Origin of the sequence: Burkholderia sp. Ac-20379 (assembly GCF_017104645.1) — a bacterium.
In the GTDB taxonomy this organism is placed as follows: Bacteria; Pseudomonadota; Gammaproteobacteria; order Burkholderiales; family Burkholderiaceae; genus Burkholderia.
In genome coordinates this window covers 1-13,748 of sequence record NZ_JAAGPF010000202.1, presented here as the reverse complement: position 1 = coordinate 13,748, position 13,748 = coordinate 1, and the positions used below count along the sequence as shown (strand labels likewise).

The window sequence follows — 13,748 nt, the reverse complement described above, 5'->3', positions numbered from 1 at the left end:
CACGGCGGCGCGCGCCTACGACCGGCTCGTCGCGCACGGCTACCTGACCACGCGGCGCGGCGCCGGCTTCTACGTCCGGTCGGGCGCTGGCCAGACCACCGCCACGAGCGGCGCGGCAACGCCGGGTTCGCAAGGCGCGCTGCCGATGGCCGCCGTCGAGCGCGGCCTGCCGCCGCCGGCGTCGATCGACTGGCGGCAGCGATTGCTCGACCCGCAGGTGCCCATCACGAGCCGGCTCGGCGCCGGCGAGCTGCCCGCCGCCTGGATCAACACTCCGGCCGTGGCGGACGCGCTGCGCAGCGTGGCGCGCGGCAATCTCAACTGGATTCACGATCACGGCGAGCCGCAGGGTTACCTGCCGCTGCGCGGACAGATCGCACTGCGGCTCGATGCGCTCGGCATCGCCGCCGCGCCGGCCCGGATCGCCACCACGGTGGGCGCCACCGACGCGCTGAACCTGATCGTGATGGCGTATCTGCGCACGCCCGGGGAACCGGTGCTGGTGGACGACCCCGCATCGTATCTGCTGCTCGACCGCCTGATGGCGTCCGGCCTGAATGCGGTGCCGGTGCCGCGCGACGCCGACGGCCCCGACCCGGAGGCCCTGCGCGATGCCTGCGAGCGCACGGGCGCGCGCATGTACATCTGCAACACCAGCCTGCACAACCCCACCTCGGGCGGGCTGTCGACGCACCGCGCGTTCCGCGTGCTGCAGCTCGCCGAACGATACGACCTCACGGTGGTGGAAGACGACTGCTACGCCGATCTGCTGCCCGCCGCCGGCCCGCTGCCGCAGGTGCGGCTGGCGGCGCTAGATCAGTTGCGGCGCGTGATCTATGTCGGCAGTTTCTCGAAGACGCTCGGCGCCGGGCTGCGGGTCGGTTATATCGCCGCGGATGCCGAGCGAATCGATTGGCTGTCGCGCTACAAATCGGTCAGCCGCGCATCGAACGGCAGCCTGTCGGAACGGATTGTCTACCGGCTGCTGTCGGAAGGCGCGTATCGCCATCATTGCGAGCAATTGCGGACCCGGCTGGACAGCGCGCGGCCGGTGCTGCGGCAGGCGCTCGACGCGCTCGGCATCGAGGTCGCGCACCGCGCGGAGCAAGGCATGTATCTGTGGGGGCGGCTGCCCGGCGCCGCGCCCGACGCCACGCGGATTGCCGCTGCCTTGCTGGCGAAAGGCTATTTGTGCGCGCCGGGCGCGATGTTCTCGCACCGGCGCGAGGCAGCCGCCTTCATGCGCTTCAACGTCGCCGCCGCCGGCGACGTTGAAGCGTGGCGCGTGCTCGCTCAGGCCTTGGCCGGCGCCGCGTAGCGCGCGAGCAGCGCCAGCAGGCGCTCGCTCGTCCAGCGCGTGGCTTCGCGCACGCCGCTGCGTCCCACCCTCATACGCTCGCGCAGGCGCGCCTCGTCCGCTGGCGCCTCGATAGCGTAGATCTCGAACACCGTGCGCGTGTCCTCCGGCTTGCCGGCCAGATGACGGCGATAGATGTCGTCGAGCGCGGCCTTCACGCGCGTGTCGTCGTCCTCGGTCCAGCCGAACGCGCGCAAGGCCTGCAGATCGCACACGCCGGCCAGGGCACGCAGGGTATCGGTCAGCGCGGCCGGAGACCTATCCGGGTCCCAGGCCGCGGCTTCGACGCCGGCCGCGATCGCCGCGGCAAAACCTTCGCCAGGCGTCGCGTCGGTGAGTTCGACGGCGGTACGGCGCAGCGCCTTCCAGGCGGCAGGCGACACCGCTCCACCGTTTGCATGCGCCGCGTGCGCGGCGGCCACGTCGTCAAGCAACTGCGCCAGATGCGGCGCCTCGCCCGCCGGCAGGGCTTGCGCGAGCCGGGCCAGCAAGGCGCCCATCATTTCGCTGCCCAGCGTGCGCAGATCGGCACCCACCGGCACCGCCTCGAACAACTGCCGGGCGATCTCGGCCGCAGCCTCGGGCGAGGCCTGCATGGCGCTCAGATGATCGATCGCCAGCGCGAGCCATGCCGGCAGGCCAAGCACACGCGGACACGCACCCGGGTCGGCGTCGCGCAACACGCAACCGGCGGCGCTGCCGCCGTCGCCGTGCCAGGCAAACGGGCCGGGACGCAATTCGCCGGATTCGGCGCTGGCCGTGAGGCGTTCGAGCACAGCGGCCTTCAGCGCCGCATCGTCGTGATAGGCGCGCATCATCGTGCGCCCGCCAGCGCGTCGAGCTGCGCGTCGATAAACGCTTCGAGGCGCGTGCGCGATTGCACGCCAACCAGGCGCGCCAGCTCGCGGCCATTCGCGAACAGCAGCAGCGAGGGCAGGCCGCGCACCGAATGCGCGCTCATGGTCTGCTGGTTCGCGTCGGCGTCGATTTTGACGACGGCGAGACGGCCCGCGTAGTCCGATGCCAGCTCCGCGAGAACCGGGGCGAGCATCTTGCAGGGGCCGCACCAGTCGGCCCAGAAGTCGACGAGCACGGGAATCGGCGATTGCAGGACGGCTTGCGCGAAGCTGTCGTCCGTTACGGCGGGGGTGAGTGTGGTCATGATGGGGTTCACGGAAAGCGGAACGGCGCACGCTCGATGGCGAAGCAGCGAGGCGCGGATTCGGCCGTACGCCAGGGCGTCGACGGAATGGCAGCTTAGCGCGCCGGCCTGCGCCGAATCGCGCCAGTGAATCGCCCCGCACGCGGACTGTCATGATCGAACGATCCGGACAGTGAGCTCGGAGACGCGATGCCTGCGAACCGAGCGGGTTGGCGCGCGAAGATCGCCCCGATCGAAAGCCGTTTATTTATCGTTCGCGTTCCCATCGGTAATTTTCGAGGTCCGAATCGAAACCGATTCACGTCTCATTCGCCGGACATGCTTCGGTCTCCTTCGATTCCTGGCCCTGCACAGGGCAATCTCAAGTCAGCTCCGGCTGCACATACCCCATCAAGATCAACGCGGCCTGCACCGCGCCGAACAGCACGATCGCCACCGCGCCGGCGATCCCCACCGCGCGCTGCGCCGTTTGCAGCCGCGCGCGCAGGCGAATGCCGCGCCCCATGACGAAGCGGTTCGCGCCGATCGCGCCGAGGCCGAACAGCGTCACCGTCACGGCCACGCCCGCGGCGATGGCGAACGCGGCCGCGATGCCGATCCACGGCGCGCGCGCCGCCACCGAGGCGATCAGCACGAAGATCGAGCCGACGCAGGGCCGCACGCCCGAGGCGAAGCCGGTGGCGAGAATCTGCAGCGTCACGGTCCATTTCGACGGGCTGGCCACCATCGTGCGGCGCGACGAGCGGGCGTGAACCCGCAGCTTCGCGCCGAGGTATGCGGGCGCGTCGTCGTCCGATCCATCGCGTTCGTCGCGCCGGTCGGGCACGAGCTTGAGCGCGCCCGGATCGACGCAGCAATCGCGCCGCGTCAGCGTGTTGTACAGCGTGAAGACGCCGGCCACGCACAGCAGCAGGTAGCTGACGACGTCGAGCGAGGCCGCGTTGGACAGCACGTTCGACATGCCCTCCTGCGCGAACCACGCCGCGCCGAACACCAGCACGATGGCGCTCATCGCCTGCACGGCAGCGCCCCAGCTCGCCAGGCCGATGGCCTGCGCCACGCGCGTGCGCCGCGAGCCGAGATAGGCGCCGGCCACGAGCTTGCCGTGCCCCGGCCCGACCGCGTGCAGCATGCCGTAGGCGAACGACACGGCAAGCAGCGTCAGCCAGGCCCACGGCGACGCGTCGCGCCGCAATTGCGCGGCCACGTCGGCGATATGCGCGTTGAGCTTGCCCTGCCAGATCAGCGTGGTCACGAGCACCGTGCGCGCGAATTCCGGCAGCACGATCGCATGCTGCGGCTCGCGAGCCGGCGCGGGCGCGGGCGTGACACCCGGCGTGGCGGAAGCGGACGAGGCCGGCCGGATCGGCTGGCCGAACACGTCGACGGTGGGCGCGGCGGCATACGCCGGCACGGCGAGGCCGATACCCGCCAATGCCACGCAACACGCGAGGAAGAAGGCCAGCGCGGGCCGCGAGATTCTCAGCATGACAAAGCGAATGCCTGCGGCAGATAAAGGCCGTTGAAGATGGGATGGGTGCGATCCTGGAACGCCTTCGCGGTGCAGGTGGCGGCGGGATGGCCTTCCAGCGTCACGGGCGCCGCGCCGTTCGGTTCGTAATCCACGAAGAACGTTTCGTCCCAGATGCCGAGCGACACCTTGCGCGCGCTGCTGGCGTCCACCGGCGTCTTGAGCGGCAGCGTGAACGTGTAAACGAGCTTGCCGTGATCGATCGACACGCGAAAGCCGGTCGGCTCGCCGAACGGCTGCGCTTCGCCGTTGACGAACAGGTGGCTGAAATACTGCGCGCCCGCGAGCGACGAAAACGCCTGCTTGCGGAAGATTTCAGTTTGCTTGGCGTCGAGCGGCCCGTTCTCGGGCAAGGTGTCGATGCCGACGATCTGCACCGGAAACCCCTCCGAAAAGCGCCAGCTTTCGGCGATGGCGGTCACGGCCGTGCCCTGCATCTGCACGCGCGCCGCATACCGGATCCACACATGCGGGTGCGCGGCGGCCACGCCCGATACGGCCAAGACGGCGGCCCCGGCGAGCCGCCTGACGACAGTAAGATTCCACATCGCTTTCGATTGTTGGTTCCGGCAGGCCGAGACACGGCGCCTCGTACCGCACGACGACGCGAGTATAACGGGGCTTCGGCCGGAAGCGGCGCGGGCGGCACGGCGCACGCCGCGCCGCCCGCCCGTTCGATCGGCGTGCGCCGTCGCTTACTGCCCGGCCAGATACACGCGCCGCCCGCTCACCCAGGTTTCCCGCACCACGATGTCGCGCATGCCCACCGCATCGATCGCCTGCCACGTCAGCGGATCCTGGTCGAGAATCACCAGATCGGCCTGCTTGCCGGGCAGCAGCGACCCGATCTGCTCGTCGAGGTGACATTGCCAGGCCGCGTCGATGGTGACGGCGCGCAGCGCCTGCGCGATGCTCAGGCGCTCCGACGGGTTCAGCACTTCGACCGGCCCGGTCGCGGCATGGCCCGTGGGCGGCACGCGGGTGGCCTCCATCACGCGGCCGATCGCCTGCTCCATGTAGCGCAGCGGCCCGAACGGCGAAACGAAGTGATCGCTGTGCAGGCTGATGCGCATGCCGGCGGCCAGCGCGGACGCACAGCGGTCCAGCCATTGCGCGCGGTCGTGGCCGAGGATCGTGTCGCGGAACGCCTTGCCCCAGTAGCCCACGTGGCCGATCAGGAAGCTCGGCGAAATCGACATGCGCTTCATGGTCTCCAACGCGTTGTCGTGGAGCAGCGAGGCGTGTTCGATCCGGTGGCGCGCCTTGATGGGCGCCGGGTCGCGATCCGTGTCCGGCGGCGGCACCTTGTCGAGCGCCAACTGGTAGGCGGCCAAGACATTGACGATCCCCTCGTCGCCGTTGGCGTGCGTGAGGATCGGCCACCCGGCATCGGCCGCCCGCTGCATCTGCGTCGCCAGGTGCCGCGTGGGCGTGAAATTGAACAGGCCGTACCGGCCTACGCCGGGCACCGTGTGAACGTCGCAGCAGTGGTACTGCTGGCTCAGCAGCCCCGTCAGCCCCTGATTCGAACCGTCGGCGATCAGCTTGATCGCGCGCAGGCTGAACAAGGTTTCCGGATCGCTGTCGAGCTCGGGCTTGTAAAACGCGAGCCATCCGCCCAGCGCGTTGGCATCGTTGCCGTACAACGCGGCGCCCACCCGCACCGTCAGCGCGTTCGTCTTGGCCAGGGTGCGCATCGTTTCGACCTCGGCAGGCCCGCTCAACATGCCGAGCCCGGCGTCGAAGATCGTGGTGATGCCGCGCTGGTTGGCCTCCGCGAACACGGCCTTCAGGTTCTTCAGCATGTCAGTCGAATCGACCGGCAGCAGCTTCGACACGAGCTTGGAATGCTCCTCGGTCAGAACCCCCGACGCGAAGGTATTCTCGATGCCCGCCCGCTTCAGCGCGACCGTATTCACGTAGCTGATGTGGCCGGACGCGTTGAGCAGGAAAATGCCGACATCCTTGGCCGAACCGGTATACGGCGCGATCCCGTCCAGCCATGTCGCGTCGATTTCCTTCCACTCCGCCATCAGCGACGGATCCACGCCGAAGCCGCACACCCACTGCGGGACATCGGCCGGAGGGTTCACCTTCACCAAGTCCTGGACGGCATCGCAAAGCTTCGCTTTGATCACGTCCAGGCTGTACGGACGCAGCAGTTCCTGGCCCTTGAACGGGCTCAGGTCGGTCCACGATTTGACGAGCGCGCTCGTCATCAGATGCGCGTGCGGATCGATCAGGCCCGGCAGCAAGGCTTGACCCGGGGCGAGCGCGTATTCGGTCACGAGCTGGGTGGGGTACTGCGCCTGCATCTGCGCGCGCACCGCCTCGAGGCGATCGACCGCGATCACCTTGCGCTCGGCAATGCCGATCGCCTCGACCCGCCAATCCGGCCGCTCCGGATCCGGATAAATAGCGCCGCCGTGAAAAATCACGGGCGCCCGGCCTTCGTCATCGTGCAATGGCGACAATTCGGCGATATGCGCTTGCCATTCCGGCGATGCGTGATCGAACGACGGCATGATATGCGGGCTGCAACATGCGCAACCAAAATGAACGGTTTCCGGCATGATTCGTTTCCTTTTGCGTCTTGTTTTATAACGATCGAAAAAACCATCGAATCGGGCATGCCGCCGCCAATGCACCCGCGGCGCATACGGCGTCTTGCCTGTCGATACGCGGCGGCGCCGAAGCGTCGCCGGTGAATCCCCGTAGGCGACGCGCCGCCAGCTCGCGCGCATTCGACTATAAATGACGGAAATGTCAAATGACACGCCTCGTTTTAATCGCATGCAGCCAATATGTTTACCGGTGCATTTCGAATTGTTTGAATGGCGAAACAATCGGCGCGAAAGCGGCGCGATCGGCAATTAAACGTTTCGCATTCCGTGGTAGTCTCGCGCGTCAGTCCGAATACGCGCACGCCGCCACTGGCCAGGCCGCACACGAGAGCACATCGTCGGGGGAATGGGATGAATACGATTATCGGTATCGATCTCGGTACCACGCATAGTTTGACCGCCGTGTGGAAAGACGGCGCGCCGGTTCTGATTCCGAATCCGCTCGGCGAGTTTCTCACCCCGTCCTGCGTCGGCATCGACGACGACGGCAGCGTGCTGGTCGGCCGCGCCGCCCTTCATCGGCTGCACACCCACCCCGATCTGACCGCCGCCAATTTCAAGCGCTACATGGGCACGGCCCGCAAGCTGCGGCTCGGGCAGACCAGCTACCGCCCCGAGGAACTGTCGTCGTTCGTGCTGCGCGCGCTGAAGGCCGACGCGGAAGCCTGGCTCGGCCACCCCGTCGATCAGGCCGTGATCACCGTGCCGGCCTATTTCAACGACACGCAGCGCAAGGCCACGCGCGCGGCCGGCGATCTGGCCGGGCTGAACGTCGCGCGGCTGATCAACGAGCCGACCGCCGCCGCGCTGGCCTACGGCGTGCACGAGCGCGACGCCGAGCGCAAATTCCTGATCTTCGATCTGGGCGGCGGCACGTTCGACGTCTCGATCATCGACATCTTCGACGGCGTGATGGAGATCCGCGCCAGCGCCGGCGACAACATGCTCGGCGGCGAGGATTTCACCGGCGCGCTGGTCGATGCGTTCATCGCGCGGCACCGGCTCGACGCGGAACGACTGCGCGCGCGCCCCGTCGAGCTGCAGCGCCTGCTGCACGAGGCCGAAAGCGCCAAGCGCGCGCTGACGACGGGCGGCAGCGCGCAGATGAGCGCGACGCTCGACGGCACGGCGTACGACATGGCCGTCACGGCCGCCGAATTCGAAACGCTGTGCACGCCGCTGCTGGACCGGCTGCGCCAGCCGGTCACGCGCGCCCTGCGCGACGCGCGGATTCCGCTCAACGAGCTCGACGACGTGATCCTGGTGGGCGGCGCCACGCGCATGCCGGTGGTGCGGCGCATGGCGAGCCTGCTGTTCGGCCGCCTGCCGGCCGGTTCGCTGAACCCGGACGAGGCCGTGGCGCTGGGCGCGGCGGTGCAGGCCGGGCTCAAGCAGCGCGACGCGGCGCTCGAGGAAATCGTGATGACCGACGTGGCGCCGTACAGCCTCGGCGTCGAGGTCGCCACGCATATCTCGCCCAATCGCGTCAGCGACGGCAGCTTCCTGCCGCTCATCGAGCGCAACACCACCGTGCCGGCCAGCCGCGCGAAGACGGTGCAGACGATGCACGACAACCAGACGCGCGTGGACCTGAAGGTCTATCAGGGCGAATCGCACGCGGTGGCCGACAACATCCTGCTGGGCAGCCTGCCGATCGACGTGCCGGCCGCCCCGGCGGGCGAGATGAAGATCGAGGTGCGCTTCACGTACGACGTCAACGGGCTGCTCGAGGTGATCGCCCGGCAACTGCCGGACGGCCAGCCGCACACGCTCGTGATCGAGGAAAACCCGGGCGTGCTGAGCCAGCAGGAAATCGCGGCGCGCCTGGCGGCGCTGAGCCAGATGAAGATTCATCCGCGCGAAACCACGGAGAACCGCACGCTGCTGGCGCGCGCCGATCGGCTGTTCCAGGAATTGCTCGGCGAGCCGCGCCACTTCATCGGGCAACAGATCGTGACGTTCCAGTCGGTGCTCGAAACGCAGGAGCCCGACATGATCGCCCAGGCGCAGACGGCGCTGAAGCGGGTGCTGGAGCATTTCGAAACGCGCCAGATCTTCTGACGCCGCGCCCATGAGTACCGCTACGCCATCGATCTGGGACACGCTCGGCGTGCCCGCCAACGCGACCGAAACCGAGATCCGGCGCGCCTACGCCCAACGGCTCAAGATCACGCGGCCCGACGACGATCCGGTTGCGTTCCAGGCGCTGCGCGAAGCCTACGAACGCGCGCGGCAGATCGCGCAGGCACGGGCGGCGCGCGAGGCGCGCGAGGCGCACGAGGCGCACGAGGTGCACGAGGTGCACGAAGCGCCGGCTCGCGGCGAAGCGGTCGGTCAGACGCCGCCGGCTGCGGCTGACGCGGAGGCCGAGCCGCTGCCCGCGACATCGGTTCCGGACGGCGCGCGGCCGCCCGCGGCATCGGACATGCGCGGCGTGATTCAACCGCCCAGGGCGCCGCGCCCTCCGGAGGCGCTTCAACCGCCCGAGACACCGGTTCCGCCCGGGGCGCTTCAACCGCCCAAAGCGCCGCGCCCGCCCGACGCGCTCCAAGCGCCTGAGGCACCAACACCGCCCGATGCGCTTCAACCGCCCAAGGCGCCGCGCCCGCCCGACGCGCTCCAAGCACCCGAGGCGCTCCAACCGCCCGAGATCCCGCCCGTCGCGCAACCGCCCAGGCCACCGGAACCCGCGCCACCGGCCGCCATCGCCGCCCCCAACGAGATCGCCCAGGCCGCCTGGCAGCGCTTCATCGCCTCGCGCCGCGGGCCGCCCGCGCAGCCCATCGCGCTGGCCATTCTGCTGCGCGACGACGCCCTGACCCATCTGGCGGCCCGCGACGCGTTCGAGCTGCTGTGCGCGCACTACTGCGCCGGCGACAACGCCGATCCCGCGCTGCGCATCGAAATCGCCGACATCATGGAGTGGGAGCGCGATTCGAGCTTCATCCTGCGCGCGCTGCCGCACGTCGGCCGCACCGCGATGGCGCGCGTGCAGGCCGACCGCCTGGTGCGCAGCATCGAACACCGTCTCCCCAAGGCCTTTGCACTCCTGAGCAAGCCGCCCGTGTCGCCGCAACGCGCCCGCCTGATGCTGCTGTCGAGCCGGCGCGTCGCGCAGTTGAGCCGCGCGCTGGCGATACTGCGCGGGCATCCGCAGCACGTCGTGGCGTATCGCTTCGCGCTGCCGACGCTCGCGTTCTGGGACGCGCAGTGCGAATCGCGCCTGACGCCTTCGTCCTGGCTGCCCGGCGCCGTGCTGGTGAGCTGGCTGGCCGCGATCGTCTGGGTGGCGGCCGGCCCGTTCCGGCTGCTGACCTGGGCGCCGCCCTGGGCGACGTTCGCCGCGCTGCCGATCGCCGCCGGCGCGGCGCTGGTGACGCCGGTCCTGGCCCTGCTGTTCTGGCCCGACCGTGCCCGCCGGTGGTATCGCCGCATCGAGGATCGCCCGCTGTTCCGTTACGGATGGATAGGACTCTGGACGATCGCCTCGATCGCGCTCATGGAGGGGCGGCTGCACGATCTGCAGGGCGTGCAGCTCGGCGGCATGCTCGGCCTGATCGCCGCGTTCGGCTGGGCGATGGCGGCGGTGCCCGCCTCGCTGTATTCGATGTCGCTCATCTGCAGCCCGATGCTCGCGCCGCTGTTCGGCACGCAGGCCTTGTACGCGCACGTGTTCGGCGCGCAGGCCGACTACGGGCACGTGTCCGGCGCGCGCAGCGTGCTCTGGAGCCTGATTCAGGGGCCGCTGATCCTCGCGCTGCTGCCGGTGCAAACCTCGCTGTCCCTCGCACTCCGAACGCACCCTCTCGCGATGCGATGGATGAGCGCGGCGTGGTGGGCGATCGTCGCGATTCTGCTGACGGTCGTGTCGATGGCCAGCGCGGCCGAGTTCACCCACGCCGTCACGCCGTTCGCCCTGCCGCTGTTCGTGGCGGCCGCGCTGAGCAGCATCTCCGTCGTCGAGTGGGGCCAGCCCCGCAGGCACTGGCTGCTCTTCGCGGCATTGATTCCGCTGGCCGTGGTGCCGGCCATCGAATCCTGCATGCTGTTCGTCTGGCCGGTCGTGGCGGCCGTCAGCCTCACCTACGCACTCCGAAAAGGTTCGCCCGCGCGCGCCGCCGAACTCCGGGCTCGATGGCTGGCGAGCCGCCCCTACCGGTATCGGGTGCGCAGCGGCTGGCATCGCCCCGCCACCACGCTGCAACTGCGCGTCGGCGTCGCCGTCCTGACGTTCGTCGCGCTGTGGATGGTGAGCACGTTCGTCGCGATCAATATCGGCGCTACATCGCCCCGGGCCGACGGGCATGCCCAACGGGCCGCCCGCTTCGACCTGCCGTACGCGACGCGGCCCGCGCCGAAGCTCGACATGCCCGGCCCACAGGCCGACGCCCCCGCAAGCGCCCCCGCAAGCGCCCCCGAGCCGCGCGTGCTTCACCTGCGCGGCTCGGCCGCGCTGCACAGCCCCGACTGCCGCCTTCCCGCGCCCGAGTACCCGGCCCTGGCGCGCCGCCGCGGCCTGAGCGGCCGCGTGGTGGTGCGCGTGGTGCTGTCGCCCCAGGGCCTGCCGGAGTCCGCATCGATCGTTCAAGGCAGCCAGCACGACGAGCTCGACGAGGCCGCGCGCCGCGCCGCGCTGGCCATCACCTGCGAGCCGTATCTCGTGCAGGGCAAGGCGGTGCGGGCGAAGGTCAGCATTCCCTTCACGTTCGCGCTGCGCGACGAATAGGCGCCGGGCCGCCCGATCCTGACCAATCCTCAAGACTTCGCAAACCCGCCTCCCGTTTCGCCCCCCGCCGCGCACCGCGGCGGGGGGCGCGTAGTGTTCGAACCATCTTCGTCCTTCGCTTCGCGCGCATTCGCCATGCCCTCATCGGTTCGCTCCGCCTCGCCCGCCCCGTCCACCCACCTCGCCCAGACCGACGCCGCCGCACCCGAAACCGCGTCCACGCCCGATGCCGGCCGCCCCACGGGCAAGCACACGGACGCCGCATCGGCCCAGTTTTCCGGCCTGAAATCGCGCCGCCCGAGCGACAGCGCCGGCTCGGACGCCGCTTCCACCGCGAGCAAGACGGGCTCGCGCCTGCGCAAGGGCTCGCTGCCGCCGGCCCACTCCAGCACGCCGAACACCTCGCGCGCGCAAGCCGAACGTCATTCGATCGAGATGGCGCGCCTGTCGCGCGTGCACTCGGCCGCCAGCACGCACGCGAGCGCCGCGCCGAGCGTCGAATCGGCCGATGCGAGCGACGATGAGGATGACGAAATCACGCTGAAGCTGCCCGAGCCGTGCGGCGGCGCATTGACCGTCGGCAGCGACGGCAAGCCGGTCTGCAAGGACGATCACGGCGTGCAGAGCGTGCTGAACCTGATCGGCGACCTCGATCCCGAAGCGGTCAAGAATCTGAACATCGCGCCCGGCGCGCAGATTCATGTCGAGTGGGATCCCGCCCTGATGGAGAAGATGAGCCGCTTCCGCGAGCTGTGCGGCGGCAACATGCTGGTGGCCACCGACCTGCTGCGCGACGCGATCGCCAAGGGCGAAAGCGCGTTCACGCCCGAAGCGCGCATGCCGGGCACCGATCAGCACCCGAGCGAATTCCTGCGCAACGTGGGCATCCAGATCCGCGTCACGCCCGACAACGGCACGAGCGCGCGCCTGCAGGCCGCGCTCGCGCACCCGCCCGCCGACCCCGCCAAGCAGGCGCGGCTCGCGAAATTCCGCGGCGATTTCGGCGCGATGTCGATGCTGTCGCTGGCCACCAACAAGGATTTCAACAAGGAGCTGGCGTACGGCCTCGGCGCGAGCCTGGTCGGCACCGGCGCGATCGGCGCGACGTTCGACTACGGCATCTGGGCCAGCGTGAAGACGGCGATCGGCCCGGCGGCCGCGGCCAAGTACGGCCCACTGCTCGATTCGCTGACGCCGCTGTTCGCCGAAACCTTCGATTCGATGGTCATCAAGCGGCTCATGGAAGTGATGAAGGGCGGCAGCTTCATGCCCGCGCATCTGTCCGAGGCGCTCGGCGATCTCAAGGGCGCGGCGTTCTCCGGCTCGATCGCGGCGGTCGGCTCGCTGCCGAACAACTTCGTGCGCGATCTCGCGAAGGCCGCCAAGGAAGCCGGCCACGACAAGCTGGCGGTGGGCCTGCTGGTGCTCAAGCAGGTCACCAACCTGCTCGCCACCTGGACGTCCGGCGCGATGGTGCCGCTCGAAGTGATGGAGGATCACCAGGCGCTGGTCGAGAAGAAGATGGCGATGATCGAGGCCGGCACGATCCCGCGCCCGCAGGTGGACGACGTGCTCAAGCACGTCAGCGACGAGGCGCTGGCCACGCTGCGCGCCGGGCGCGGCACCGGCTCGGCGATCCGCTCGATGGCCACCGGCGGCGAAATCGCCGCGACGCTCGGCCTGATGCTCTCGCTGCTGTCGCACGCGGGCGTGCTGCCGAGCACGGTCGAGCAGCTGATCACGCTGATGTACTCCACGCCGACCGAAGTCATCAGCATGGTGTCGACGATGGCCGCCGAAAAGTGGGTGGGCGCCGATTCGAGCAAGGAAGACGCCCGCATCACCACCGATGCCGCCAAGCAAAGCGGCATGCTCGGCCAGATCGCGAAGTCGGATCAAACGTCGCTGGCCGATCTCGACCACATCGCGCGCCCGTTCGGCGAACGCAACGCGCAGCTCGGCTACGCCGTCACGGTGGCGCTGGGCGGCGCGATGGGGCTGGTGGAAAAGGGCGCCGAATACGGCATGCGCTCCGCGAGCGCGGTCGGCCAGGGCATGCAGGCGATCCCGGGCGCGGCCTACGAGCACGCGCTGAAGCCGATGGGCCAGGGCATCGCCTGGACGGCCCAGAAGACGGGCGAGGCGCTCGCACCGGTGCTCACGCCGGCAGGCAAGGCGATCGCGGCGAGCGCATCGGCGGCCGGCACCTATGTGGTCAAGCCGACGGCCAATGTCACGGCGATGGCCGTCGACGGCGTGGTGCGCGCGCCGGGCGCCGGTGCGCGCCTCGTCGGCCAGGCCGTGGAGCGGAAGAGCACACGTTGGAACTCCAGGCACCATAGAGCGCC

General features: G+C 69.5%; 9 protein-coding genes. 4 read left to right on the top strand and 5 right to left on the bottom strand.

What is annotated here, in order from left to right; translation table 11 throughout:
• Positions 1-1,318, top strand: a 1,318-nt coding sequence (locus G3N92_RS22470; protein WP_206129782.1) for a PLP-dependent aminotransferase family protein, incomplete at its 5' end; no start/stop codon positions are given.
• On the opposite strand, the gene G3N92_RS22465 is transcribed toward G3N92_RS22470, so the two are convergent.
• The 5 genes from G3N92_RS22465 to G3N92_RS22445 all read right to left on the bottom strand — a co-directional run bounded on the left by G3N92_RS22465 (position 1,294) and on the right by G3N92_RS22445 (position 6,923).
• Positions 1,294-2,175: a hypothetical protein gene (locus tag G3N92_RS22465; protein ID WP_206129781.1), complete on the bottom strand. Its 882-nt coding sequence runs from the start codon at positions 2,173-2,175 to the stop codon at positions 1,294-1,296. The two genes, G3N92_RS22470 and G3N92_RS22465, sit on opposite strands and share 25 nt — an antisense overlap.
• Entirely contained in the window at positions 2,172-2,519 is a 348-nt protein-coding gene (trxA, locus tag G3N92_RS22460) for a thioredoxin (RefSeq protein WP_206129780.1), read from the bottom strand. Before trxA ends, G3N92_RS22465 begins: the two co-directional genes overlap by 4 nt.
• 361 nt (positions 2,520-2,880) lie before the next feature.
• A complete protein-coding gene (locus G3N92_RS22455; RefSeq protein WP_206129779.1) occupies positions 2,881-4,008 on the bottom strand; it encodes a high frequency lysogenization protein HflD in 1,128 nt (375 codons plus the stop codon).
• A complete protein-coding gene (locus G3N92_RS22450; protein ID WP_206129778.1) occupies positions 4,002-4,598 on the bottom strand; it encodes a DUF1007 family protein in 597 nt (198 codons plus the stop codon). Before G3N92_RS22450 ends, G3N92_RS22455 begins: the two co-directional genes overlap by 7 nt.
• Positions 4,599-4,745: 147 nt before the next feature.
• Positions 4,746-6,923 (bottom strand): amidohydrolase, encoded by a 2,178-nt coding sequence (locus G3N92_RS22445; protein WP_241014964.1) that lies wholly within the window; start codon positions 6,921-6,923, stop codon positions 4,746-4,748.
• Between the two features lie 102 nt (positions 6,924-7,025).
• Here G3N92_RS22445 and G3N92_RS22440 point away from each other — a divergent pair, with 102 nt between their 5' ends.
• From G3N92_RS22440 to G3N92_RS22430, 3 genes are all read left to right on the top strand, one after another.
• Positions 7,026-8,735 (top strand): molecular chaperone HscC, encoded by a 1,710-nt coding sequence (locus G3N92_RS22440; protein ID WP_206129777.1) that lies wholly within the window; start codon positions 7,026-7,028, stop codon positions 8,733-8,735.
• Between the two features lie 10 nt (positions 8,736-8,745).
• On the top strand, positions 8,746-11,400 hold the full coding sequence (locus G3N92_RS22435; protein WP_206129776.1) for a TonB family protein: 2,655 nt from the start codon (positions 8,746-8,748) through the stop codon (positions 11,398-11,400).
• Between the two features lie 135 nt (positions 11,401-11,535).
• Positions 11,536-13,748: hypothetical protein (locus tag G3N92_RS22430; protein ID WP_206129775.1), on the top strand; the 2,213-nt coding region annotated here is incomplete at its 3' end.